General features: G+C 44.6%; 22 protein-coding genes and 5 pseudogenes. 15 read left to right on the top strand and 12 right to left on the bottom strand.

What is annotated here, in order from left to right:
- Window positions 1-57: 57 nt before the first annotated feature.
- Both MZ182_RS13075 and MZ182_RS21455 read right to left on the bottom strand, forming a co-directional pair.
- Window positions 58-960: pseudogene (locus MZ182_RS13075) on the bottom strand (IS66-like element ISVch7 family transposase); the annotation flags it as partial.
- A gap of 20 nt (window positions 961-980) precedes the next feature.
- A complete protein-coding gene (locus MZ182_RS21455) occupies window positions 981-1,247 on the bottom strand; it encodes a DUF6444 domain-containing protein (protein ID WP_000162675.1) in 267 nt (88 codons plus the stop codon).
- A gap of 198 nt (window positions 1,248-1,445) precedes the next feature.
- Between MZ182_RS21455 and MZ182_RS13070 the strand changes: the two genes are divergently transcribed.
- Complete coding sequence (locus MZ182_RS13070; protein ID WP_248069800.1) at window positions 1,446-2,990, top strand: methyl-accepting chemotaxis protein; 1,545 nt, start codon at window positions 1,446-1,448, stop codon at window positions 2,988-2,990.
- A gap of 122 nt (window positions 2,991-3,112) precedes the next feature.
- Here MZ182_RS13070 and MZ182_RS13065 read toward each other — a convergent pair whose 3' ends face one another.
- Window positions 3,113-3,661 carry a YagU family protein gene (locus tag MZ182_RS13065; RefSeq protein ID WP_248069801.1) on the bottom strand — a complete coding sequence of 183 codons (549 nt, stop codon included), beginning with the start codon at window positions 3,659-3,661 and terminating at the stop codon, window positions 3,113-3,115.
- 91 nt (window positions 3,662-3,752) lie between these two features.
- On the opposite strand from MZ182_RS13065, the pseudogene tnpC reads away from it, so the two are divergent.
- A pseudogene (gene tnpC, locus MZ182_RS21450) lies at window positions 3,753-5,158 on the top strand (IS66 family transposase).
- A 38-nt stretch (window positions 5,159-5,196) separates the two neighbouring features.
- Window positions 5,197-5,664, top strand: coding sequence for a hypothetical protein (locus MZ182_RS13045; protein WP_192937894.1), 468 nt, complete (start codon window positions 5,197-5,199; stop codon window positions 5,662-5,664).
- A gap of 442 nt (window positions 5,665-6,106) precedes the next feature.
- On the opposite strand, the gene MZ182_RS13040 is transcribed toward MZ182_RS13045, so the two are convergent.
- From MZ182_RS13040 to gmtY, 6 genes are all read right to left on the bottom strand, one after another.
- Window positions 6,107-6,274, bottom strand: coding sequence for a hypothetical protein (locus tag MZ182_RS13040; RefSeq protein ID WP_248069806.1), 168 nt, complete (start codon window positions 6,272-6,274; stop codon window positions 6,107-6,109).
- Between the two features lie 147 nt (window positions 6,275-6,421).
- Window positions 6,422-8,587, bottom strand: a complete 2,166-nt coding sequence (locus MZ182_RS13035) for an AAA family ATPase (RefSeq protein ID WP_317246822.1) — start codon at window positions 8,585-8,587, stop codon at window positions 6,422-6,424.
- Window positions 8,584-9,021 carry a VPA1267 family protein gene (locus MZ182_RS13030; RefSeq protein ID WP_119565107.1) on the bottom strand — a complete coding sequence of 146 codons (438 nt, stop codon included), beginning with the start codon at window positions 9,019-9,021 and terminating at the stop codon, window positions 8,584-8,586. Before MZ182_RS13030 ends, MZ182_RS13035 begins: the two co-directional genes overlap by 4 nt.
- Complete coding sequence (gene gmtX, locus MZ182_RS13025; protein WP_119565106.1) at window positions 9,021-9,698, bottom strand: gamma-mobile-trio protein GmtX; 678 nt, start codon at window positions 9,696-9,698, stop codon at window positions 9,021-9,023. The genes MZ182_RS13030 and gmtX overlap by 1 nt, the downstream gene beginning before the upstream one ends.
- Entirely contained in the window at window positions 9,698-12,370 is a 2,673-nt protein-coding gene (locus tag MZ182_RS13020; RefSeq protein ID WP_119565105.1) for an integrase family protein, read from the bottom strand. The genes gmtX and MZ182_RS13020 overlap by 1 nt, the downstream gene beginning before the upstream one ends.
- A complete protein-coding gene (gene gmtY / locus MZ182_RS13015) occupies window positions 12,370-13,827 on the bottom strand; it encodes a gamma-mobile-trio recombinase GmtY (protein WP_248069810.1) in 1,458 nt (485 codons plus the stop codon). Before gmtY ends, MZ182_RS13020 begins: the two co-directional genes overlap by 1 nt.
- 385 nt (window positions 13,828-14,212) lie before the next feature.
- Here gmtY and MZ182_RS13010 point away from each other — a divergent pair, with 385 nt between their 5' ends.
- The 3 genes and pseudogenes from MZ182_RS13010 to MZ182_RS13000 form a co-directional block, all read left to right on the top strand.
- Window positions 14,213-14,467 (top strand): AbrB/MazE/SpoVT family DNA-binding domain-containing protein, encoded by a 255-nt coding sequence (locus MZ182_RS13010; protein ID WP_086904821.1) that lies wholly within the window; start codon window positions 14,213-14,215, stop codon window positions 14,465-14,467.
- Window positions 14,467-14,796: a type II toxin-antitoxin system PemK/MazF family toxin gene (locus MZ182_RS13005; RefSeq protein WP_014610905.1), complete on the top strand. Its 330-nt coding sequence runs from the start codon at window positions 14,467-14,469 to the stop codon at window positions 14,794-14,796. Before MZ182_RS13010 ends, MZ182_RS13005 begins: the two co-directional genes overlap by 1 nt.
- 129 nt (window positions 14,797-14,925) lie before the next feature.
- Window positions 14,926-15,263, top strand: a pseudogene (locus MZ182_RS13000) (helix-turn-helix domain-containing protein); the annotation flags it as partial.
- A 40-nt stretch (window positions 15,264-15,303) separates the two neighbouring features.
- Here the strand turns inward: MZ182_RS13000 and MZ182_RS21445 are convergent.
- A pseudogene (locus tag MZ182_RS21445) lies at window positions 15,304-15,531 on the bottom strand (transposase); the annotation flags it as partial.
- A 64-nt stretch (window positions 15,532-15,595) separates the two neighbouring features.
- A pseudogene (locus MZ182_RS12995) lies at window positions 15,596-16,326 on the bottom strand (IS3 family transposase); the annotation flags it as partial.
- 283 nt (window positions 16,327-16,609) lie between these two features.
- On the opposite strand from MZ182_RS12995, the gene MZ182_RS12990 reads away from it, so the two are divergent.
- The 4 genes from MZ182_RS12990 (at window position 16,610) to MZ182_RS12975 (ending at window position 21,344) form a co-directional block, all read left to right on the top strand.
- A complete protein-coding gene (locus tag MZ182_RS12990) occupies window positions 16,610-16,915 on the top strand; it encodes a helix-turn-helix domain-containing protein (RefSeq protein WP_004249763.1) in 306 nt (101 codons plus the stop codon).
- Window positions 16,912-18,162: a type II toxin-antitoxin system HipA family toxin gene (locus tag MZ182_RS12985; RefSeq protein ID WP_248069812.1), complete on the top strand. Its 1,251-nt coding sequence runs from the start codon at window positions 16,912-16,914 to the stop codon at window positions 18,160-18,162. The genes MZ182_RS12990 and MZ182_RS12985 overlap by 4 nt, the downstream gene beginning before the upstream one ends.
- Before the next feature lie 280 nt (window positions 18,163-18,442).
- Window positions 18,443-20,004, top strand: a protein-coding gene (locus MZ182_RS12980) for an IS3 family transposase (RefSeq protein WP_248085119.1) whose coding sequence is annotated in 2 segments (ribosomal slippage) — window positions 18,443-18,911 and window positions 18,911-20,004 — 1,563 coding nt in all. Because the reading frame shifts where the segments join, the coding sequence is not laid out codon by codon here.
- 311 nt (window positions 20,005-20,315) lie between these two features.
- Window positions 20,316-21,344, top strand: coding sequence for an IS110-like element ISSba8 family transposase (locus tag MZ182_RS12975; protein WP_248114724.1), 1,029 nt, complete (start codon window positions 20,316-20,318; stop codon window positions 21,342-21,344).
- A 332-nt stretch (window positions 21,345-21,676) separates the two neighbouring features.
- Here the strand turns inward: MZ182_RS12975 and MZ182_RS12970 are convergent, their stop codons facing one another.
- Entirely contained in the window at window positions 21,677-21,943 is a 267-nt protein-coding gene (locus MZ182_RS12970) for a hypothetical protein (RefSeq protein WP_140906946.1), read from the bottom strand.
- A 477-nt stretch (window positions 21,944-22,420) separates the two neighbouring features.
- Here MZ182_RS12970 and MZ182_RS21440 point away from each other — a divergent pair, with 477 nt between their 5' ends.
- The 5 genes from MZ182_RS21440 (at window position 22,421) to MZ182_RS12945 (ending at window position 25,845) form a co-directional block, all read left to right on the top strand.
- Window positions 22,421-22,603, top strand: a complete 183-nt coding sequence (locus MZ182_RS21440) for a nucleotidyl transferase AbiEii/AbiGii toxin family protein (RefSeq protein WP_041412043.1) — start codon at window positions 22,421-22,423, stop codon at window positions 22,601-22,603.
- A 580-nt stretch (window positions 22,604-23,183) separates the two neighbouring features.
- Window positions 23,184-23,429 (top strand): type II toxin-antitoxin system CcdA family antitoxin, encoded by a 246-nt coding sequence (locus tag MZ182_RS12960; protein ID WP_014610893.1) that lies wholly within the window; start codon window positions 23,184-23,186, stop codon window positions 23,427-23,429.
- Window positions 23,429-23,746 (top strand): CcdB family protein, encoded by a 318-nt coding sequence (locus tag MZ182_RS12955; protein WP_014610892.1) that lies wholly within the window; start codon window positions 23,429-23,431, stop codon window positions 23,744-23,746. The genes MZ182_RS12960 and MZ182_RS12955 overlap by 1 nt, the downstream gene beginning before the upstream one ends.
- A 354-nt stretch (window positions 23,747-24,100) precedes the next feature.
- The gene (locus MZ182_RS12950; protein ID WP_248069771.1) at window positions 24,101-25,468 is read left to right on the top strand and encodes a type II toxin-antitoxin system HipA family toxin; all 1,368 of its coding nucleotides are present in this window, start codon (window positions 24,101-24,103) and stop codon (window positions 25,466-25,468) included.
- A complete protein-coding gene (locus MZ182_RS12945; RefSeq protein ID WP_248069773.1) occupies window positions 25,465-25,845 on the top strand; it encodes a helix-turn-helix transcriptional regulator in 381 nt (126 codons plus the stop codon). The genes MZ182_RS12950 and MZ182_RS12945 overlap by 4 nt, the downstream gene beginning before the upstream one ends.
- Window positions 25,846-25,963 lie beyond the last annotated feature (118 nt).

Below are 25,963 nucleotides of genomic sequence, written 5' to 3'. Positions count from 1 at the left end.
AAGAGAAAACCCGACGTACTCGTCAATATCTAGCGTCTGCAATGGGCTTAACGTGCTTTATTTTCCGTTTTCTGAGACGCCCCCTTTAAGCTTTCGACACCGTCCTTGATAGCATTGAATTGGGATTTGGGTTGCCCCTTTTTCCAGCCAATGATTAAAACGACAACGTATGCGATTCAATCGATTTAGGTAGAGAGCGTCATCGATTTGGCTAGATTCCCAGCGGTGCCGAGTTCGAAATACTAATTTGCTCAGCAGTACAAGGCGCTGACCTATTTTTGCGGTGTGCCCTTTGCCTGTGTAATCGGCAATTTGTTGTAGATTGCGAATGACATGCGCCCAACAGAGTTGGTGTCTGTCCGGAGAAAGCCAGTTGTAACCGCTATATTGGTCACTGACCACAATGCCACAATAGTCTGAGTCCAGTACCGTTTTTGCTGAATGCATTGAACGAGAGTAAAGGATTTTTTCATAGACTAAATCCTCGCTTGCCACTAGCCAGCACCAACGCAAACCTTTCTCATCATTTCTAGAGTGCGACGTTTCATCTACATGGACCAGTGGCGCAGATTGTATGTTGGTTTTGATAGCTTGATGCAGTGGTGTCAGCATAGAAGCAATGCAGCTTTGTGCTTCACTTATGGCACCCACTGAGAAAGTAATACCAAACTGCTCTTGCAGTAGTGAGCGTATTTTCCGAACACTGAGATGATATTGACCAGCCAGTATGGCGATTTGGCTCATTAGGTTTGGCCCCATTATCCCTTGAGGGATATCGCTAGGTTTCTGGGCTTTCACGGCCTCTCCACATTGCGCGCATTTACCTGAATAGAGCCGATATTCGGTAATGTCGATACGTGGCGCTGGGATTTCATGAACTTGGTGGCGATAAAATGGTTTGTCACTCATTTTGAGGTCAGCGTCACCGCAGCAAGGGCATGTACTTTCGGGGTAACAATCAACAACCGTATCGGATGCTTTTAGTTCTGAGAGTTGTCGTTTATGCCCTTCGTGACCTTGTTTAGCTCCTCTCGGATGGCGACCACTAGAGCTTTGAGCTTTTTTCGTTCAGCTCGCTCTTTGGGCCCATCGGAGGAAGGAGACTTAGAGGAATTAGCGCTGCTTGTTTGTAGCCTATCTTCATAATGGCGCAACTGTTCCCATAACTCGGATATCAACGCATTCGCTTCGTTAATGTCTGAGGCAATAGGTGGTGAGGATGAGAATTTTGATTTTTTCTTAGTCATGCAGTCAGCATGACCGCTAGGAATGATCACTCAATAGGCAAAATGGGATCCAGTGCTAATGATCACACTTTTTTTGCTGTCAATGCGGTACTGGTGAACGTTTACTGGTAATGTAGCCATCTTTGTTGATTAAGTTATCGATTAAGTAGCATTGATAACTGATAGAACGCTGATCAATGGATTAAATAAGAGACGTGTATGACAGATAAAAGAGTTCGATTTTCAGACAAGGATAACCTGATATCCACTACAACTCCTGACAGTTATATTACTCATTGTAATGATGATTTTTGTAAGGTGTCGGGTTATCAACCAGACGAACTAGTTAACCATCCTCACAATGTTGTGCGGCATGCCGACATGCCTAAAGCGGCTTTTGGCCAGCTATGGGAATACATTCGATCTGGCAACAGCTGGATGGGGTTAGTTAAAAATAAATGCAAAGATTCAGGACATTATTGGGTATCTGCTTTTGTTACCCCCATCTTTGATAAAGCCGGGAACGTCTTTGAATATCAATCCGTTAGAACCCAGCCCACGGATGCACAAATTTCGCGAGCGCATTCGCTGTACGCCAAACTTCACCATGGAAAAGTCGCCATACGCCGCATGAAATGGATGACACTCTCTTTAGGGGTAGTGGCTGCAGAACTGATCATGATTGCGGCTTTTAGCATTCTACCGATCTCTGACACGATACTGTTTAGTACATTGATATCTCTCTCGCTATTGCAATTCGCACTCTTGTTTACCCTTCACAAGCGTCTAAAGGTAATTAATGGATTAGCAAAACAGGACTACGATAACCCTTTGATGGAACAACCATATACAGGTTATTGTGATGATGTATCACGGATTGAACTGACATTATTAATGAAGCGAGCCGAGTTAAGGGCAGCGACAGCTCGCGCTAATGAAACCGCGACGGCACTGCTTCAATCAGCGAATGAAGAGATGCTCAACTGCCAATCCATTGATCGTGAACTGATTGAGCAAAATATCGCCACAGATGCCATGGCGGTTTCAGCTGAAGAGATGCTGGCCTCAATTGATGAAGTGGCTGAGCAAGCCAGACATAGTGCAGAGTTTGTAAACCATGCGCGCACAAAAGCCTGTGAAGGTGAACAAACCATTGATGAAGCGGTAGAGACCGTTCGTGAACTGAGCCATCATTTGGATCAATCGAAAGCTGCTTTGGAACAACTTTATACGGATGTCAACGGCATTGAAACCATTCTTGAAATGATTCAAGGCATTGCAGAACAAACTAATTTACTCGCCTTGAATGCCGCGATTGAAGCGGCTCGAGCTGGCGAACATGGGCGAGGCTTTGCGGTGGTGGCTGATGAAGTTCGCGCCCTTTCTAGTAAGACCAGTTGTTCTGTTGAAGAGATTCATAAAAAAATAGAACGATTACAAACTGCCGTGAATCAAACTGGCAACTTAATGAATAATGGTATCCAATCTTCTGAACAATGTGTGATTAAATCTCAAAAAAGTAAGGCATCTTTTGAAGCGATCGTCAATAATTTAGCCTCAATTGGAGAGCAGAGTGCTCATACATCACAAGCACTGACAGAGCAAGTACAAGTAACACAAGGTATGAATGAGCATGTACTCAGAATGAAAGAAGCGATTCAGTCAACCAAATTACTGTCCTCCACTTCTGTCGAGCGAACACATACTTTGGTGGGTAGTCTAGAAAGCTTACAACGTTTAGTGAAACAATTTAGTGCTAAATAAGCTAAAGGAGTGAGATGTAAATGCCAATCTAGAAGGGATCGTTCACTTTTGGCAACCTCTTACCGTTGGTAGAGGTTGCCAAAATAAACGAAGGAAAGATGCCAACGCTTATGTCGGTATTCTTAGCTTAACGCGACTTCTGGATCCGGCTCTTTGGTCATTTTTTCACGCAGATAACCACGAATCATTTCAATAGACCAGAACCATACAATATGACCAAAGATCTCTGAAATGTACTCGCTTGCAGGAAGGTGAGACCAAGTCGGAGTCAGCCCTAGCCACACAAAAACCGTACCATGCGTACAAACAGTGACGATCAAACCCGCCATTACACCTTGCCACATTTTTACTTTTGGAAAAATTTCAGCAATCACACAGTAGCCGATGGCAAAAGTCAGAGAATAAATGATATGAGTAACCATTACTGGGTTGATGATATGTTCAGCAAAAGTATAGACCGTTTGTGTTGGGTCAATACCAAGATAATCTCTTAAGAAAATATAAGGAGGGTTAAATTCAGCACGACCATCGCTAATGGTTCTCGGTGGTAATGGGACTTCTGCCCCCCACTTAACAAATGCTGACATAACGCCACTAATGATACCGATAAACAAAGCGACAACATAATGACGACGCTCTTTCGGTGTTCTAACAAAAAGGTAACTATTCACCCAGGAGCTATTGACAGCAAATTTATGTGACTGAGTTAACTTGATCCCACATTCAACTTGAGTGATCTTTTTGTGGTGGCAATCTGGAGGTATGAATAAGAAAACATTACCTCCACCGCCAGATTTCGATTCGCCTGAAGAGGCGAAAGATATCATCCACTTTTTATGGAATAAGTTGGCTGAGCTTGAAGATAGGCTAAACCAAAATAGTCGCAACTCTTCTGTGCCATCATCTCAACAACCCCTGCATAATAAAGCTAAAAATACTTCGCCGAATCGGAAGAAATCTGGAAAAAAGCAAGGAGCTCAACCAGGACATAAAGGCCATCGCCGACTGCTTCATCCTATTGAAGAGAGCGCCTCGGTTGAGCAATATTTACCGAATAAGATATGCCACTGCGGTGGGTGTGTTATCCCAAATAGAAACCTTATAAACGACACCAAATCTTTGACTTGCCAGATATCTCATACACGCTTGTTGAACATCAAATTTTTAAAGGCGAGTGCTCATGGTGTGGTGATAAGCATCAAGCGGAGCTTCCAGAGTCTGTGCCCGATGTTCAAATGGGGCCAAATCTACATAGCTTTATCGCAATCCAAGCGACGCAGCACCACCAAAGCATAGGTAAAATACAATCTATGCTGAAAGACGTCTTCCAGCTTAACTTCTCAACAGGTGCAATATCTGCGGCGCAAGGACGAGTCACTGAATACTTAGCTGATACTCATACTCAAATCCATGACACAGTAAAAGCATCTAAACTGATTATGGCTGATGAGACTTCACATCAGCGCAATAATGATAAACGCTGGATGTGGGCCGCACTCAGCAATAACGTAGCCTTTTTCCAAATTAACAGCGGAAGAAACCAACATGCTGCCAAACGACTACTTGGTTAAGCGGTTTCACACCTTTTAGTGACTGACCAATATTCTGCCTACAAATATATCGACGAATCTAAGCGCCAATTATGCTGGGCTCACATATTAAGGAACGTCATCGCTATCGAGGAAAGCGTTTGTCCTGAAAACCAAAAAATCGGAGAAAAACTCGCTTTAATCGCTCATAGCGTATTCAGGTGTCATCACCGATATATCGAAGAAGAAATTACCGAAAGCCAATATTACCGCCGACTCAGGCGGTTACGAAAGAGCTGGCTTCATTGGCTCAAATTGGGTAGTTATCAATGCTCAAAACGATATCGAGGTAGATGTCGAAATCTCATCGCTGATGATGCTATGGTCTGGCGGTTTATGGACGACTCCGAGTGCCCGTTAACAAACAACGCAGCGGAGCGAGTTCTCCGTAATTACATACTGATGAGGAAGTGTTGTTACGTGACTCGCTCATATCGAGGCGACCAGTTCCGCGAACGAATGTTCTCGCTGATAGAAACAGCCAAACTTCAGCAGGTCTCTGCTTATAAATGGCTGCGTGAAATCGTCGAACATCACATGTTGAAAGTTGATTATCAGGCGCCAGTATTTTTAGCGTAAACCGTCGTCAATAGCTCGTGGGTGAATAGTTACCCCAATTGAGCCTGTGCTGTTTCAAGCAGCAAGGTAAGCAACTTATCGAGTCTATAGGTCTAGACACACTGGTTGACGATCCAGATAAACTACCAGCAAGAGAAGACATTAATAAACAGCACCGCCAATGGCGTGAACAACTTATTGCAGAAGCGAGTAAAATAGGATTGACCTTTACTCATGGGATCGCAGCCAAATTAATCAACATGTACTTAAAATCGGCTTTGGTTTGCGGAGGATATGATTCGCATGTAAAGGTCGTCGACTTGCACCCTCCCATAGATGCCGTGTTGCTGAAAGCTTTATGCCGAAGTAATATCGGAGGACTGAAGTCTCGCTGGAAAGAGGCTGAGCTTGCAAGGTGGTCTAAATTTTCCTCAGATCAATATGAACAAGTGATCCAATCAATCAGAGAAGTAATGGGCAGCCGCGCGTTATGGGAAATTGAAGAGTTTTGGCAAGGGCACCAGTAATGAATGAACTAAGGCGCTTTTGTCCCGAAGCGACTTACCAATCCAATTAAAATTTCACTCTCACCGCATAACTATTATTAACGTCACATGAGTTATATTTGGGTAAATTGCGACTGATTGAAATCGCAAATTTGTTAGACGAAACCAATAATGGGGCATAAGTTTGCCAGCAATGCCTCATGAGCAGCTAGATTTGAATTCGATAGGTTACAAGAATATACTACTGGTGCTTGCTATGAGAAACGCGGTTTCGGCTCCACTCGTAGACAAATGATTTCAAATAGCCCTGTTCTCTTCCGCTCATAGAGTATTGACCGCAGGTAGCGCGTAATAGAGCCACTTATTAGTGGCTCTTGTCGTATCTGAACGTTAGAAAATCTAGGGAATTTCACTTCAAGTTTCCCACATTCATATGTGGGTCGTAACAAACTTAGGGGCATGACTAATCCGCAGAACTTGCTACCGAGGACTTTCGTAAGGTCCAGGTACCATCTTTATTATCAATCCACTCAATGACATCACCATCTTGCCATTTTAGGCCTACAAGATATTCATCAGGTAATCTGAAAAAAGCCTCTCCATCTTCTGTTCTTTCGATTTCGACTTTCATTGCTTGCTCTCTCTGATAATTCCTTAGTCCTTTAGATACCTTGGCTCATTAATAAAATTTGGTCAACTGACACATTGTAAGCGGGGCACGGATAGATCATGTAAAACGAAAAGGAGCATAAACGAGTTTGATGTACAGGGTTAATAGCTACCTCAACAGTTCTTTCAGATAGCTATTCCGCTTATGAGAGTGACTAGGTGCCTCGGTGATGCGCTTCATATCATCGCTACTACCAACGATATGGATTTCACTTTCAGCTCTCGTGATTGCCGTATAGAGCCAAGATCTATCTACTATTCGTCCTTTTTGCAGGGCAATGATGATGCGCGGAAACTGTGATCCTTGAGCTTTATGTAGGGTGATTGCGTAACCCAACTCCATGCAGTCGAGAATGGATTGTGTTATTTCGACCTTTTCACCTGTATCTAGCGTCACTTCACCGTAACTATCACCAGAAGGTTTGGCGTTGGTTAGCATACCAAGTGAGCCGTTCTGAATACCTTTGTCGTAATGATTCTGCGTGAATAACACCGCATCATTCATGCGAAGTGGCAAAAAGAACTTATCACCATTGATTTCGAACTCAAGGTTAGTGCTATCTGGGTTAACGGCTTGTTGGGTGAGTTTATTGATTTCTGATACGAGTGCCTTGGTTGGAGCCATGATGCGACTGTTTTCAGGGGACTGTTGGTAAAGCTCACAACAGACTTCGGCAATGTCTGTTTTACTGGTTTCGTGAAAGTGTATTGCACCTGTACTTAATTGTTCAGGCACCACACCTTGATTAATGAGCTTTGAGTATTCAGGGATACCCGTTGAACCTTCCTGTCTCTTGACGATATCTAACATCGTATTCGCTACCGTTTTTGCTTCAACGATGTCTGCCAATACCTTACCGCAGCCGATTGGTGGAAGTTGGTCGGGGTCGCCAGTGAATATCAATCGCACCGAGGGATGAATGTGATTAACTAGGCGATACATAGTTGGTAGGTCAATCATGCTCGCTTCATCGATGACCAGTAAGTGATTTGGCTTTTCTACGCTAGGCTCAATAGGTTCGTCACGCAGCAACTTAGCAACGGTTGAGGTAACAAAACCAATCGATTCATGAAGCCTCATTGCGGCGCGACCACTGAGCGCCACGGCGTGTATTTCAAATCCGAGTCGATGGTAAGCCCTGAGTGCCGTCCTAAGTACCGTTGTCTTACCTGTTCCTGCACCGCCCGTAATACAGCTTACTGAATTATCCAGGCACGTTGTTACGGCTTCGATTTGTTTACGGGTTAATTCGTAGGGAAGCTCAGCAGCCGCAGAACAATACGCAGCATTGGCGTTTTCATCATACAAGTCATTTTGCTTAATCAGTGCATTTAGCCGCTTGGCAACGACACTTTCCATCAGAAGTTGCGCAGTGGGATGGAAGGTTCCTGTGTCGGGATTTAAAATGTACTGGGCCTTATCATGGCCTGATTGGAACGCCTGAGTGACCAGTGCATTGTCTTTCAGTAGCTTGTTGAGGTAAGGGCACACATTCGCATGAGTGGTATAGGTGTGACCTTTTTCAATCTCCTTTCGAATCGCCATTTCCAGTGCCGCGCTGAGCCTTCTTGCGTCATCCTGCGCAACATCGCTCTTAAAATCCGTTACCTTAATAATATCTTCAATGGCACTGAACGAAAGACCAAAGCCCATCAAAGCATAAGGATTATCCTTAATTACCGCTATGGAGGCCTCACCATGATGCTTGAGCAGCCGTTGCTGCACACTGGCGGGGATGTTGTGCTCACTCATCCAGTTGCAATGTGCCAGATTTTTATATTTGGCGTACCCCTTAAAGAGCGCTTCCACTGAATCTTCACTCAGAATAGATGTCAGGCGCTTTCTGGACTCTGGGGTGTCATTTCTCAGCGTGGCATGGAAGTCTTTACCCAAGAGCTGCCAGAGCGCTCTAGCTTTGCTTTCGCCAATACCCTTGAAGTCACTTTCTCTGGCGATAAAGCGTATCAGTTGCTCACCCGTTTCAGGCAAAGAGCATTCAACATGCTTAGGTGATTCATAGGTGTGCTGCTGCATCACATAATCACCGACTTCCATGTTTTCTATCTGGCGAGTGCCTTTGACTGACCAGTGCTGACCCAGTGTTGGAAGCACAGGGATGCTATCGGGGTCGGCTTTGATGGTGACGTAATACTTACCACTGTTGGTTTTGTAAGAGCTCCTCTTCAGCGGCACACCGCTGAATATCACCATCTTGGTCGAGCGATAAGGGATGCTAGTGACACGCATCTGGTCTTCATACAAAGCGGCATTCATCGTGGCATCAACCCCATTTCAGACAAGGTTTCAGACAGTTCACCGAAGCGCTCAAGTCGCTTTTCTAGCTCTTTGACCTTGGCTTTCAATTCGATGTTCTCAGCCTCAAGTGAAGACACCCGCTTTGAATCGAGAAGCTGTCGATTGACGGTGTTATCGTAGGCTTGAGGTTTGCCCTCATTCTTCCCGGCAGCTTCCGTAAGAGGTGGCAGCACACCTCTATCACGCAACTCCCCCTCTAGTGCTTTGAGTGCTTTTCTGAGGGCAGGGTTTTGGTTTAGCGCCGATTTGCCACAACCTGTTCCCTTTGCCACTTCGATTCGATTTAGCTGGCCTCTGAACACGATTTGTTTAAAGTCATCGTCCGTCTGTGTGGCTTTCCAGACCTCAAATGCCTCAAGGTTTTGTTGTGCTTTCTGCTGCCCACTTGCCATTAGTCATCTACCTCACCCAGCAGTTTGCGAAGCCCTGTGATAAAGCCTCTAGGGAATACTTCGCTGTTGTCTTCCATGTTCTTCACCTGACCTGCCTGAGTGGTTTGCCAGTCGTTCTTCTCCATGCATTCATCAGAAATGGCATACGCTAAGGCATTTTTCTCTGATTCGATTAGTACACCTGATAGGGATGGCAGCACTTCGACGCTTGGCTCTGCGCTGGTATCAAACTGGCGCACAGGGCGCTTGTCGATGATTATATTGGCGTGTTGTTTGAGTAAGTTTACCTCTTTGCGGTAGCGGTTACGCTCGGCAATGATTTGACCAAACAAGGCGCGTACCGCAGGGTCTGGGATGCGCTCTAACAGCTTGTTATCCGCAGGGATAGATTTAGACCGTGAGGTGTTGGATAACGGTTTTTTGGTACTGGTATTGTACTTTGCCGCCCACGCTTCGATGAGTGTTCGGTAGTGCTTGTTACGGGTAGCACGCAAAGCCTCATACGCCAACCCGCCATTTTCGGCAGAAACTCGCCCAATTTGCGTGATGGAGAAGTCACGCTGACCTGATCCCGCATAGGCTTTCAGCGTGTCGTTGAGCTTATCGAGGTTTTGCTGGGTGCGTGGGACTTTGCCATCTTTTAAGTCAGCCAGAATGACATCAATATCAAGTTCCATTAGTCCTCCAATAAGTTCGGTAGTGCTATACCATCTAGATTAATGACTTTATCAGTCAGTGCATGAATGCCCTGAGAGAACAGCTTGTTATCAGTCAGGTATTCACCCGCTTCGATGTAGCTCGCCACTTTGCGGAAGCCTTCGAGCTTGTCGTCAGGGTCAGCGATTTTCGCCATATGACGCAGCATGGCATTGGCAGCGATAAGCTGTTGTTTGTCGTCCATTTCCATGAAAATTGGCTCAAAGCCTTTTTTCATCAGCACACGGCTAAGTTGCATTGAACGCTTTTGAATAACAGGGGTTTTACGCAGTTCGTCCTGCAAATCAGGGTAGAATTCAGCGTCATCACAAAGTAGTGATAGATGCAGCAACTCTGAGTTGGTTTCGATAAACTTCAAGGCATGGCTGACATCTTGCTCAGAGCCAACCGCAATCAGTTTATCTTTGGTGTCATCCTCGTTTCTGGCTTCTTCGACACGTATGATTTTGTGGATAAGTTCGAAGCACGCTATCCAGTCTTTGGTGTATTCATCCGCCTCGACTCGTTGCTTTTCCCAGCGGCGTTGTAGGGTTTGCAGTTCATCGTGCTTGATAAATGGTTTGCCTTGCTCTTCACAGAAGAAGTGGTCGTCTTTGAGGGCTTCCAGTTCACCCTCAATTTCCACAGAGAGGTTAGCCGCTTCATGCGCTTTGTAGCTCAGTTGGTTGAAGTGAGCATTTAGTGCAGGCAGGTATCGCGCTTCGGTAATAAACCAGCGGCAACGGATACAGTTTTCAGGTCCGTGTGGCGCACTAGCATAAACACGATTGGCAGCAGTGTTTGAATCCTTAATTAGCTCACCACCGTTCCAGCAACCACCAAGGGTGCTGACTTCATCCGATTTCACGGTGTTACCGCCAACTAAGCACAACCCACAGGAGCGTTCTTCCCAGCCTATCGGATTACGGTTAACCAATGCTGCCTGAATGCTGTCATCGCTGTGATACACCATCTTGCACTGTATTTGCTCCATTGAGGCATCTTTGAGGAAGTTACGCACTGATTGTTTGGATTTGGCATCCAATTCACCGTGCGCTTCATCCATTTTCTCTGCCATCACGGACGGGGTAATTTTGTTGTAATAGATGGTCATCAGCAGGCGTGTATGCCCAGCTAATAGCTTAGAAATCACAGGCAGTGGCAACTGCGTGTCCATCGTATACGCCGTGATGAGCGAGACGCGCAAACTGTGTAAGGGGAAGAGCGTGGCCTTCTTTTCTCTTATGTCGTCAGGGTAATCCACAACCAGTTTCAACCGCTCACCGTTATCTAAAGTGTGACCTTGCTCTGCAAGGTTGATTTCTAGCTCAAATAGGAGTTGATACCAGAAAATATCTGTCGCATTGATCCGAAGAGGCTTTCGTTTATCCTCCCCATTTGCAGTAGCATCACGAAACAGAAAGGCAATTTCACCCATGCTTACTAACTGTTTCTGTGATTTCTTATGCCTAGTGTGCTTTATTTGAAGTGAGGTGCAATCGGTGGGCTTTGCAATTGGGTTGTATTTTTCTTGCCAGTTGCGCAGTTTTTCCAGCCAGTACAGCACTTCTTCATTCTGCCAAGGAATGATGTAGCCCCGTTCCAGTTCTTCCTTATTTTGGTCAGCGGTCTTGTTTGTGTTGATATACAAGCCTGTGGAATGTAATCCTGTCATGGTGTCGTGGATTCGGCGGAAGATGCCTTTGCCGAATGGGCGTTTTTCACTGCCAAGTACAAAATCATGTTTGGTGTTAAGTACCCATTGACTGTTTTCATAGCGCCATGTGTCGGCCTCTCCGCTGTCTAGCATCCGCACCTGATAGGTTCGCAATGGTAGGTGGAGCTTCATAAATATCACCATCGCTTTGGCGGGCGACCAGATTTGGTGGATAACGGTAGGCACTGCTGTTTTGCTTCCCTTGAGTTTGCGTAAAACCTTTTTGGTGCGCCACACACAGTCAGGGTCGGTTTTATCAATCAGTTCAGGTTCGACTTCAAACCAGTCACCACTTTGATTGCCTTGTCCTGTCTGCTGTTGTGCCCAAGTCCAATGTTTGAAATGGCGATAGTGGTAAGCAGGAAGTAGTTGTGCACCTTTCTTTAGGTTTTGCTCAATGACGGTCAGCTCGGTTTTATCAGGTAACGGGCAGAGGATTTGGCGTAAGTCCTGAATATAGCGATACGGCAAGGGGTTGCGGACAGTTTCGGTAGGAGAGGCTTGTCTTTTGATTTTATTCAGCGGGTTTTCAACCAGCGGGACAAGGTCGCCATGGTCATTTTCTTCGGAGAACACCTTTTCAATAATAAAGTCGATGAATTCGCAGGAAAAGTTCACGCCCTTTTGGATTAGCTCTGGGGAAGTACCGTTTCTTTTTATTAACTCTTCTAACTCTTCGCTGGAACACTGATGTCCATTATAGCCTTTAAAAAATAACGACATATCACTGATCGCATAAGGCGCACATTCAGAAAGATAAGACTCAAAGAAGCGCGATAAAGCAAGTAGTTTATGATCAAGTCCAGAATTTTGTGACGTCATCCACTCCGCTGCCAACTCCTGCCATTGTTGCCACTCCGCACCAAGCGTAGTGAGCATCCAAGAGAAGGCTAAATCCGATGAACGCCCGTCCTGTTTTTTGGTTTTTTTCGTCACTATTTGCCTCTCAATTTTGGATGTTTGCCCGTGAAGTATCCTTGTGGGTCGATGTCATCAAAGCCATGCTCAACCAGTGCTTTCCAGTCGAGTGCTTTGACTTTGGATTCAGGGTTTGCCAGTTGCATTGTGGCTTGAGTTAGCTCGTTGGAAACCTCCTGCTGACTGGAGCCAGTGTAAGGAATTTGTGAATCCAAACTTTTGTGGTGAAGACACTTCTTTCGAATTAATGGGTCAACCTTTGCTCGCTTGAGGCGTCTGCCGTAATTATGTCGATGCCCATGCGGGTCTAAGCCTTCTGCTTTGTTTGGTTCTAAGCCAATGCGCTTTAAGCCGTTGGTGTAGTTATCATGAAAAGCGTTGATGGTGTAGGGATTACCGAAAGCGCTGTGATGAAACGAAATAAACGCATAAGGGTGGTGACAGTTGATGCTGGCGCGGTACTTTTGATAGTTTTTCCAAAGTGACATAAACACCTTGCCATAGTCGGTTGGAAACCACTGAACCTGTATGTAGTTATCTTTATGGTCAGGCAATCGGTTCTTCCAACCAAGATGCGCGGTGCCTTTCATGCGTTGGCGAGGGATACGCGCATACTTTTCTTTTAAGTACGTCTCTCTATTCTGATTTTTAGAACGCACTTCAGGGTCACTTGGCGCTTTGCCATCGACTTCATTGTAGATTCGAACGATAGCAATATCAGGGTTATAGGGATCTTCAAACACATCTGTGACCCAAAGGGTTAAAGCCTCGCTTTCGCGTAGTCCGCCACCGTGCATGAGTAGGAGTATTAATTTGTCCCTGAGTGCCACTCGTGGGTCACTCGCGCCACCGATGCCATTCATATAAAAATCTTCCCAATGCTTTTCAGGAAAGGCGATAGCATCATCTTCGGTTTTGGTGAGTGGTGTGCGCCCCTTAATGGTTCGCGCCTTACGGATGGTTTTATTGACGGTCTTATCTTCAATATGACCGAGGAAATCATTTTGGTTTTTTCTATACCATGCGGCGTAGTTCAATCGCTGCTCATGAGGGGTGGCATCACGCAAGGGGTTCATTGACACAGTGCCTTGCTTATTTTCCAGCCAATCGGTGAATGCCGTCAGTCGATGAATATGCTTATTCACGTTACTGGTTGAACTTGGCACCCAATACAAACCTGATGGGTCAAGTCCATCTTCACCAATTGTTCCTGTATACAACCGCTTAGAAAAGGTCTGGAAGAGCAACTTCGGATCGTCAAACAACCCTCTATTGGCTTCCATGTAATCTAGCAACAAGGACACCGCTTGAATAAATCCATTCATGACGGAGTTACTCACACCGTCCGACTCCAGCTTGAGTAGGTAGTCCGTGACCGTACTTAACTCTCCTTGCTCAGTTAGCAAGATAGGCAGTTGGCTTTTGATGCCAGTATTGTCCTCTACAATCGTCGCTCTGACTTTTACTGATGACAAATCAAGTTTTCCGTATACACAATAAACATATAAAGCACTATATTCCTAATGTTTTTATTGAGCAATAAAAAGGCAGATTTCTCTGCCTTAATACACAATATACACATATTACGTTACTATATATAACTATCGGGTGATGCTTTTTATTTCGTTAGCCGCTGCTCGATAGTATCGAAACTTACGCAGCTTCCATAAGCAGAAATGACCGTCCAGCCGCCTTTAATTCTAGAACTCTTGAATTGCTGGGTTGGCCGTATCTTGATGTTGATCCGCGAGCTATCAGCCAAGCACTCGATATTGCACCTTAACATGAAGTTATACATTGTATAACCCTATATTTGGTGGTAGCATGTTTAAACAATGTATCATAGTTGGTGAGGTTAATATGCAGACCAGTATCAAAAAATGGGGGAACTCTGCTGGAGCAATTATCCCTGCTGCCGTGCTGAAGAAGGCAGGGTTCGGTATGGGGGATCAAGTTGAAATAGAGGTTGTTCAGGGGCGTATTGTGATGAGCCCAGCAACCCCAATATTCACACTTGATGAGTTGCTAAGTGCCAGTCCAAAAGGGTCTTTTGAACTTGATTCAGAAGATACTCAATGGCTGAGTTCGTCACCTGTAGGCAAGGAAGAAATCTAATGAGTTACACCCCAAAACGAGGTGACATAGTGTGGATTGATTTTGACCCATCTGCGGGACACGAGCAGGCTCATCATCGTCCTGCGCTGGTACTTTCGCCTGAGCCGTTCAACAAGCAAATTCAACTTGCTTTAGTCGCGCCAATAACATCTAGGGTTAGAGGTCATGGTTTCGAGGTTGCTGTTGATACCGACAAAACCAAAGGTGTTGTTTTGTGTCAACAAGTCAAGACGATTGACTACGCAGCAAGGGACGTCAAGTATATCGAAAAAGCTCCCGTTGCAGTGCTAAATGAAGTGCTCGCAAAAGTGCGAGTATTGGTCAGTTAAGAAGAGGAAATCAGATATGGCTCAACCCTCCTATACTCGTGATCAATGAAGATGCTTGATTTTCAGTGACATGAGGATTAAGGTCGCTGTCACGAGACTACTCCTGACCAAAAACAAGTCCTAGAGACCCTGCATGCTCAAACGCGTGACGGGCTTGTTTGTGACCGCATTAAAGCAGTACTTCTTGCATCCGAAGGCTGGACCGCGGCAATGATTTCTCAAGCATTACGGATAAATGAATCAACGGTCCGCCGTCACCTTGCCGATTACACCTTGTCAGAGAAGCTCAAGTCTGAAAATGTCGCGGTTCACAAAGCCTGTAATCTGTTGAGCAAACCGCAGAGTTAATTGCCCATTTAACTCAGACTCAGGCAACCAAAATCTCACACGGCTGGATATGTACAGGGCAGGACAAAGCCAAAGAAACCAACGGCAGTCGTAGGCGGCGTAAACTGATTGTAAGCTTACGGCAGCATAGCTGAACTTAATCAACATAGTCTGATTTACTAAATTAGCGCGAGCATTCGCTGCTTTTTCATGGCATTTGGCGACCATCAATCTAGTTTTTGCTTTTCTTGATAGCTGACGCTGCTTACGTCTGAGGTTTTTCTCAGCACGCTTTACAAATCTTCGGTTGGCTATCTTTTTGCCATTCGATTCGATGGCGAAATGAAACAGCCCCAGATTAACACCGGTGACCTTGCTTGCAGTGTGAAGTAAAGTTGGTACTTCCACTCCTGATCTGATCCGGCAACACTGGACACGCCACTAAGCTACTTTCTTTAATTCATAGTTTTCTGGCCAGATAGAGCCAGCCCTCGTTGGTTAGCAAATACGTGATGTCACCTACCCATTTCTGGTTGGGCGCATCCGCACTAAAGTTCTGCTCCAGCAAATTTGGGGCCACTGGCAACTGATGGTTGCTATCTGTGGTCACCTTGAACTTACGAGCTGCTTTGGCTTTTAACCCTTGTCTTTTCATGCTGTTCAATATCGCTTTCAGGTCTGCATGGTCGCCATTTTCAGCCAACGCAACCTGAATACGGCGCGCACCGTCACGTTGCTTACCTTGCGTAAAAGCCTTATTGATTTTCTCGTCCAGCGCGGCCCGCCGTAGGGCTTTCTCGCCAGGTTCTTCACCGGTACGACGCCACTGATAATACCCACTTCGCGATACACCAAACACAGCGGCCATGCGCAGCAGGCGGAACCTGTGTTGGTGCTCCAGCATAAATTCAAATGCAGCTACTTTTGATTTTTCGCGAAGTAGGTTGCGGCCTTTTTTAAGATGGCTAAATCCTCAGCCTGATCAGCCAGTTGGCGACGTAACTTAGCTACTTCGGCCGCTAGTTCAGCTTCACGCTGGCTGGTAGTGGATTTTTTCTCTGATGCATTACGCCAGTTGTAAATCTGGGTTTCGTATAGCGTCAACTGCCGTGCTGCTTCGGCCACGCCAACACGCTCGGCCAGTTTCAGGGCTTCGGTTTTAAATTCTGCGGTATAAGTCTTACGGTTCTTTTTAGTTGTCATAGGCACCTCGTTATGTGATTTTACTCACTTAGCGCGGTGTACAGAACTACTGGATCAGATCACACAAAAGTGTGATTTGGTTGCCTTTGAAATTCAGGGATTCACATCATCGCTTTGGCCAACGCGCAATCTAAACCTAAAAGTGGGATATAAATCCTATAATATTCAGTAAAATGGGAATATAGTCCTGCCTTTCACATGTTAGAGTTGCTTTGATTTCAAGGTTGGACTATATTCCCATTAATGGCTGAATAGTGGGAATATAGTCCCTTTGGTTGGTGGTGTGGCTAAGCGTGATTTACACAATGTACTGTTTCCAAAGCAACGCAAAATCCTGACTCATTTTGGTGAGGACTTGTTGTTGGCGATGAAACGACGTGGTTTTACAAAAAAGCTGCTGTGTGAACGTACTGGTTTTGATCATAAAACCGTGAACAAAGTCTTCGCAGGTGATCCGGGCGTTGCCATAGGCACTTACTTAAAAGTAATGGCCGTACTTGGCATGGAAAGCAACTTTGCGGAAATGGCCGCTCATGATGAAGTGGGTATCAAGCTGCAAAACATAAAATTGCTGGAAGGTTCAAGATGAGCCGTGAAATCGTCGAAGTCTATGCCGACTGGCAGCCAATCGAAGCGCCACTGCTAATAGGGCGGCTTACTTATAGCGATTCAAGCCGAGGTGGCGTGTTTAGTTTTGCCTACGATAAAGCATTTTTAACCTCAGCCTGTCGCTTGCAAATTGATCCAATCTTGACGCTTCACTCCGGTGAACTCTACAACGATGAAGCCGATAAAAACTTTCGCGCATTTCTTGATTCATCGCCTGATAGATGGGGACGTATTTTAATGCAACGGCGTGCGGCGATTGATGCGCGCAAAGGCATTCGAGCAACAAGTCGATTAAACGAATTGGATTACCTGTTGGGCGTGCACGACTCTTACCGGATGGGTGGTATTCGATTTAAGCGAGCAGGCTCGAATGCTTTTTTGGACGACAATTCTGAATTTGCTGCGCCGCCAATGGCTTCTTTGCGAGAGCTAGAGCACGCAGCCATACAGATTGAAAAAGACGATGACATCGACAGTGACGAGTATTATCGCTGGTTGAAAATGCTGATTTCTCCAGGCTCATCATTAGGTGGTGCAAGGCCCAAGGCTTGTGTCACAGATGAACAAGGCCACTTGTGGATTGCAAAGTTTCCCAATCTAAATGATACCCATGACGTGGGCGCATGGGAGATGGTCTGTTATGAATTGGCTTTGGCGGCAGGTGTTGACATGTTTCCAAGTGAGATCAAGCAGTTTTCGTCACAGCACCATACCTTTTTAACAAAACGGTTTGACCGCGATGGCGAAAAGCGACTGCATTTTTCATCGGCCATGACACAGCTTCAATACTATGATGGTGAACAATTTCAAGGTGCCAGCTACTTAGAGATTGCTGAATTTATTTCCAATTGTGGTGCGCAAACCGAAGCTGATTTAGCACAGTTATGGCGACGTATCGTGTTTAATATTGCGGTGTCCAACACGGATGATCACCTGCGTAACCATGGGTTTTTATTAACAAAGAATGGTTGGAAGTTATCACCCGCTTATGATTTAAACCCGATAGTGGGTAAGCATGGCCTGCATCTGAATATTACCGATACAGACAACGCTCTAGACTACCAATTAGCCTTTGACGTAAAAGACTTCTTCCGACTTTCGCAAACCCAAGCCACGCAAATTTACGATGAAGTATTAATGGCGGTTAAGCAATGGCAAACCGTTGCTAAGCGGCTAGGGGTCAGCCGAGCCGAGCAAACCATGAAACAATCAGCGTTTAACGTTTAATGGTGAGCTTACGGCAGCGTAGCTCAACTTATTTCAATTAATAATCAACAGATCCTTATTACGTATCAAAGCGCCTCTGCCAACTGATTTGAACCACTGACTTTTTTGTATCGATCTTGTAATTGTAAACTATACTCTTTTTCTAGTAGCCATGAAGAGTTCAGTACAACACCTTTAGGTGCTATAAAAAGTAGTTGGTTTATTTGCTCCTATACTCCCGCTCTGGCAGGATAGTTGTCACTACTTAAAATTTAACCAGTTGGGGCGTTAAGGCTTAATTGTGCCGAGTTATAGTGAAGAACGTAAGCAGCAGATTTTGAACAAGTTACTGCCTCCTTCGAACATGACCGTAGCAGAAGTTTCCAGACAAGAAGGGATTGGCGTACAAACTTTGTATAATTGGCGGGATAAAGCCAAACAACAAGGTCGTCCTGTGCCCGGAAGTAAACCAACCTCAGAACATTGGTCAGCAGAAGCTAAGTTTGCCACAGTGCTTGAAACTGCCAGTTTAAATGAAGCCGAATTGAGTGAGTATTGTCGAGCTAAAGGTCTGTATGTTGATCAGGTAAAGGCCTGGAAAGCCAATGCACTGCGAGGGTTTATGAGCTCCCGCGAGCAGGAATTGGAAGCTAAACGGCAGCGCCAAGCCGACCATAAGGAAATTAAACAGTTAAAGAGCGAGTTGAGGCGCAAAGAAAAAGCTTTGGCTGAAACCGCAGCCTTGTTGGTGCTTAGAAAAAAGTTAAATGCGCTTTGGGAGAACGACAACGAGGACGATTAACCTTGGTCTCAGAGCGCACTGAATGTGTAAACTTGATACAGGAAGCGAACCAGGCTGGCGCCAGGCTTCATCTGACTTGCGAAGAAGCTGGCATTACACTGCGCACTTATCGGCGCTGGTATCGGGATGGCCAGATCACCGCAGACAAAAGGCCGGATGCGATTCGGCCGCAGCCATCGAATAAGCTGACGGAAAAAGAACAGGCGAAAATCATCGAGGTGTGTAATTGGCCAAAGTTTGCCAGCTTACCGCCATCGCAAATCGTCCCAACGCTGCTGGATGAAGATGAATATTATGGTTCTGAATCAACATTTTATCGGGTATTAAAAGCCTTTGGTCAGCTGCATCATCGCGGCCGGAGTTTAGCGCCGAAAGGGTCAACGCTGCCAACGACCTACACAGCGACCGGGCCTGGCCAGGTGCTCTGTTGGGATATCACCTACTTGCCAAGCACGGTGCGTGGGCAGTTTTATTACCTGTACATGCTGGAAGATTTGTTCAGCCGGAAAATTGTTGGTTGTGAAGTGTTTGAACAGGAAAGTGGAGAAAACGCCGCGAAATTGTTAGAGCAGACACTGGTCCGGGAGAAATGTTTACACAGTGGAGTCGTGCTGCATTCGGACAACGGTGCGCCAATGAAATCGCAGACCATGCGAATGAAGGCGTATGAGCTTGGTGTAACGACATCGTACAGCAGGCCACGAGTGAGCAACGATAACCCGTTTGCAGAGTCGTTGTTCCGCACCTGTAAATATCGGCCTGATTGGCCATCAGCAGGTTTTAAAAGTATCGATGAAGCAAGGACTTGGGTGCTGAAGTTTACGCGCTGGTACAACTACGAACACAAGCACAGCAAACTACGGTTCGTGACCCCGCACCAACGTCATACCGGTCAGGATCAACTCCTGCTGGCAAAGCGCAAAGAACGGATTGAAGCGGCGAAAGCAGAAAATCCAAGTCGTTGGGGAAAACGAGAAGTACGGAACTGCGAACCTGTGGGACCGACAACACTGAATCCGGAAAAAGAGTCAGTTAAAGAAGTGGAAAAAAAGGCCGCTTAAAACGGTCGATGGTGACAACTAGCTTGAAAAACGCCGTACTCTTTAGATGGTTTTCTGGAAAAAGATAAAAATATCTATAATTTAGTATGTTATGAGTTTTTCCAGAAAAGTAAAAATTTTTAAGGAAATCACAATAAAAATAAACTCTGGAAAACGTTTTTCCAGAGTTTTATGGCCTAAATTCGGTGTATTATAAAAGGTAATGTTTGTTGTGTGATTGCTTTTGTAGTGATGTGATGGACGCCTCAGCACCTAAGCTTGCAGTATTATGCCAAGCTTAAAGCTGACAAATAGTTCTGGAGGTTTCCATCATGGATATTAAAGTTATTGGTATCGATTTAGCCAAAAATGTTTTTCAAGTTTGTGTTTGTCTTATGGATAACTCTGTCATGAGTAACAAAAAGGTTAACAGAAACAAGCTGCTCGATAAAATTAGACAATTCCCCGAAGGTAGCCTTATTGCTATGGAGGCCTGTGGTACGGCGCATTACTGGGGAAGACAATTTCAAGCTCTTGGTTATCAAGTGCAATTGATTCCTGCTCAACATGTTAAGCCATTTGTTGCAAACCAAAAGAATGATGCCAACGATGCCCTCGCTATATGCGAAGCGGTTTTCAGACCTAATATCCACATGGTTCCAGTTAAAACTGTTGAGCAACAAGACATTAAAGCATTACGTTGTGTACGTAGTCGTCTCGTTCAAAATCGAACCGCCATGGTCAATCAAATTCGAAGCCTAGCGAGCGAGTCTGGTGTGATCTTCTCTGTCGGCAGGTTGCAATTACAAGCGTCACTTAGCCGTATTTTAGCAAATAATGAGCATGAACTGTCTCATACGCTTCATTACCTGTTAAAACTTTTATATGAAGATTTATGTGTTTTAAATGAGAGAATTAATCAAATCGAGCGCGACATTAAAGCGCTATGTCAAATCCAACCTCGCTACAATGCATTGCTGTCGATCCCTGGCTTTGGACCATTAGTCACAGCAAGCTTTATGAGTGAATTAGGTTCGGGTCATCAATTTAAAAATGGCCGGCAATTATCTGCATGGTGTGGCTTAGTGCCATCGCAATCGAGTTCTGGTGGAAAAGTTCGACTAGGATCGATCACGAAAAATGGCAGCTCAGAACTACGTGTTTTACTCATACACGGCGCCAGAGCCGTTGGCCGATTTGCGAGCAAACGTGATGATAGACTTGGACGATGGTTTAATGCGCTTGCGTTAAGGCAAGGTCGACACAAAGCCGTTGTCGCATTGGCTAATAAAATAGCGCGTATAGGATGGCGGATCCTCACGAGTAACGATAATTTTGACGTTAATAAAGCGTTTGCGTAAGACGTTAAGTATCACCTAAAAGTTTACATGCACTGATGAATAAACGGTCAACCGTACCTATTAGAGCCTGACTTGACCAAGGCATTAAATGCCGATGTAGTGATAAGGTAATAGGTTTCGGATTTACATCATGGCGCGGGTAAAATGCCTATTAAGACGCCGAATATATGGTAGTGAACCAATCATTCAAAAGTGTTGTAAAAGCTGAGGCGTCCATATATGGCCAAATAGTGGCCAAATTCACTATGCCACTACACTTTGCCAGCTCCTTAGTGCAAAGTAATGACTGGCAAAAATAGTCTAGATTCCACAATGTACAATCGATATACAACTTAACTTTTGGGAGTAATTTCAACCGAAGAAAACATCACAGCTAAAACTTGACCATCATCATCATAAACAGTCCATTCGTTATTGTTGCTACTTGCTTTACATAAACTAAAGCCAACACTGCCATTTTCTTCAATGCTAGTACAACCGTTGAATTTCAAATTGTAAGCAGAGCCCCTAAAATCTTTAAACACAAGTAATAAGATGTTATTTTCAAAACAGTAACCCTCAATAACTCCATCAGCAATAAATAAATCATTAAGTTTCATAACATTACTCCCATGGCCAGACTGTTGTTTTTTCAGCACCAGCTTTCTCAAATGCTTTTCTCATGTTTGCTTTAGGGCTTGGAGCCTTTGCTGCATCATATATATGACGATGCGGTAAAACATGCTGCCAAAAATTCTTGTTGAATAAATTAAGAGTTCCATTATGGCTTTGAAGTTGACTGGCATTATGTATTCGTATTTCGAGTTATAAAATGTCGGAAATCCCTTCAGCTTTATGGGGCGAATCTCATCTCTCTGAGGAAAAATTCGTGGTACCTCAAGAGCAGTGGAGTTTATAACTAACACCATGAAAATACCCTCACAAAGACTAAGTTCTTAGTGAGGGTAATTCAATTTTTCCAGAAGGGAAATATCTACAGTTTAGTTTTCCATAAAAAGATCTACATAGTACTTTGATACTCTAAACTCGTAGGATAAAAGTAACTTAAAGCTGTGGAACAAGGAGGCGCAAAGGATATGCGCCCTGTCATTGAGAAAGAACTTCTTCATTACGACATCTTGTATGCACTGGATGAAGCTTGGGTACTCGATAACTTGGTTTTTCAGGGCGGAACTTCACTGCGTTTGTGCCGAGAATCAAATCGATATAGTGAATATCTTGATTTGCAGGAGGTAGGGACTTCAATAGTAAGATGTTAATTGCAATGAAGCAGGTCATTGAAAAGTATATCGGTAATCGGTATGGGCTTGAGGTGTAGCTCGTAGCATGTTCAGTGACATATGATGCAAATTAGCGACATTTTATGCCGCATTCTCCCGATAAATTTGGCAGGCATCCTCGCCAAATATTACATCTAACTGTTGACGGCGAAACTATTCATGGTGACCCAGAACGTATTCACGAATGTCCGTCCAACCACGAGCCCCTGCAATGACGGCACAGAGTGCACCAAACTGAACATCAAATAATGCTTTCATTTAGTTGTTGCATAGGCCCATTGCACGATTTAATGAATACAGGGAGAGTATATAGCATATAAGGCGCAGCAAAAAGGACGGCCTTCGGCTGGGAGACGCTTTGGCGTTGCGACGCAACTGCTAGAACGCCACTACGTGGCTCTAGGGTTTAGACTCTAGTAGCGATGCGCTTAAGCATTCTACGAATGCTGTTTTACTGCTGCAGTTTATAGATACACTCAGCGCCATCTTTGATGGCTTGTTATATATCCTATCCATACTTATAATTTATGCGCACAAACAACGCGCATGGGTTATTGTTATGAGAAACAAATATAGCAATCAAGTACACAAAAAAGCTACAAATTTAAGCTTAAACAGTGAGTTATTAGCGGAAGCTAAACGCCTGAACATAAATCTTTCAGCGACAATGGAAAAGGCTCTTGAGAAAGAAGTAAAGCATCGCCTAAAAGCCGAATGGTTAGAACAAAATGCCCAAGCGATTAACGCTTGCAATGAATTGGTTGAAAAACAAGGCTTATTTTCTGATTCTTACCGAGTATTCTAATGTCACAGTTTGCCTTATACCAAAACCACGATAAGAGCACTGCAATTGCATATCCTTACTTTGTTGATGTTCAAAGTGAATTGCTTAATATCTTGAATACTCGGTTAGTTATTCCGCTAACACCTGTCGAACTATTGGAGAAAAAAGCCCCTAGGCATTTATGCCCTGTGATCCATATCGATGAGGGTGACTTCGTGATGTTAACTCACCAAATGGCAAGTGTACCAACGAAGATTTTACGTGAGCCTGTCAATGAGTTGAGTAGTTTCAGGGATGAGATCGTAGCGGCTATCGATTTTTTGATTACTGGCATATAACAGAAGCTGGAGCGTTGCTCGAGATGTATGGACTCCTTTGGCTAATCTTTGAATCGATTAAGACCGTATCCTCTTAGTGGGAGGGAGTCCATACATCTAGGAACGCCGTTTTACCGCTGCAGGTTACTGAACGGGCTCCGCCCGGACGGTGAGCTTGCGAGCGTTCAGTCAACCGTCAACGTCTTTGCTTTTCCTCCCATCTTATTTTCTCTGACTGTTTTTGCGTTTTTTAGGTGTCATTAATTAGTATTTTTCTTAATTACTGAGTGCTGTAGGTTGCATTAATTAGCTGTTTTATCTATTTTTGAGTGCTATAGTGTTCATTAATTGTCGTCTGCTTTTAGGGGTTAGGTAATGCAAATTTTAACGGTGCAGATGAACATTGCCGGAGAATGGCGTGATGTTGCTTTGGTGGAGTTTTATGCGCCAGATAAGGGCACTGGCGGGCCATGTGTATTAAATTATGAGATCGAACATGTCACGTATTACTTCCATCAATTTGCGCAAACTGCAGTGAGTGTATCGTTACCCGTTGATAATATCCCGTTGCGAAGCCCTCACTGGCATCGTTTTTTAGAAGATATTATGCCAGCAGGTTCCAGCCGGGATTATTGGGTTAAGCGGCTTGGATTGCAGGATTTGCCTAATTTGGAACGTGATTTCCAATTGTTGAAATATGGAACTATCGCGCCAATTGGCAACTTACGTATAAAAGAATCGGTGCCTGAAAAGGCTAAAAGATCATTACCTGTTACCTTTAGTATCGCTGATGTCAGTGAGTTGCAGATTGATTTTATTGAGTATGCCCAGTCTCGCGGTGCAGCAGCAGGTGGCGCTTCCGGCGCAGGCGGGGCCGCACCTAAGTTATTAGTGCGATTAAATGCGCAGCAAGATGTTTGGATTGATACCTTTCAAGATGATCCGCGTAATCTCGATCAGCCTTATTTAGTTAAGTTTCCAAGGGGTAAAACCACTCTGGATGGCGATATTTTGCGAGCAGAGTATCATTTTTATCATGAGCTTACACAATTGGGCTTTGAGACTATTTCCGTTGAGTCGATGAAGCTTATTGAAGCTGAACGTGGCCCTTCTTTATGGTTGCCACGCTTTGATTACGGTGTTGAGGCGGGAGCAATGGTGAGTTATGGCATGGAGTCGGTTTATGCCATTTTAGGTGAGCCGACAGCAAAGCCTTTGCTACATGCCGATGTGATTAGACGGCTTTTGGCCGCGTTTAATAAAAAAGAAAATTATGGTAATACCAGGACGCTACTCGACGTTGAGGCTGAGCTTGAAGGCAAGAGTGGCATTGAGGCGTTTGTGATTGAATGGGTACGTAGAGATTTATTAAATATTGCCTTTGGAAATTCAGATAATCATGGCCGAAATACCTCTTTTATCAAGTATGGAAACCGCGTCCAGCTGGCACCCATTTATGATTTTGCGCCAATGAAAGCAGATTATGAGATGATCACTCGTACCTTTACCTGGGGTGAGGGAATGGAGTTAGGTGGCGTGTATAACTTTCCTGCAATTGCAGAACATTTATCTGATTTACTGTCGCCTAATGAGTTAATGAGCGCTTTGAATGAAACCGCTGCTCGTTTGCTTGGTCTTGAGCAACGTTTACGTCAGCGGGGTGTGCCAGAATCGATTCTTGCGCATTCGGGAATTGGTTTTGCCACGTTAGAAGCGAGAATGCAGCAATGGGGGCTATTATGACGGTTTCATCTAATGTTGCAACGGATTCGATTGAAACAAAAGGCAGAGGTGGTCGAAAAAAAATTTCGGTTAATCGAAAGCCTTTGACCCTTAAAGATAGGGAAGATTTATTATTAGCCGCTACATTGGATCTCTTTTCGGGGAAAAAGACTCAAGGTCAAGTACTTAAATGGCTGAGAGTTGAGTTGTTATCACTGAGCCAGGACCAATATGCCAAAATGGTTGGCGTTAGCCGTAAAGCATTGTCTGATATCGAAAGTGATAAAGGTAAAAACGGTGTTGAGTTTATTAATCGAGTTTTTAGCGGAGTCGGGTTTCGTATAGCATTAATGCCAAAGGATAGTGTCGTGCTGAAAATGGCGGTAGAGGCGATTTAGAAGCTAAGATCTAGAACGCCGCAAAGCGACGACTGCCTGGGTGCAGATGCAAGTCAGGAATTAGATTGCCAAGCCCATGCTTTAATTGACTGGTGAACCCCGTTTAACATTAGCTATA

The sequence above is a fragment of the Shewanella sp. JNE2 genome, from assembly GCF_023159115.1.
Lineage (GTDB): Bacteria > Pseudomonadota > Gammaproteobacteria > Enterobacterales > Shewanellaceae > Shewanella > Shewanella putrefaciens.
This window is presented reverse-complemented; position numbering and strand designations above follow the sequence as displayed.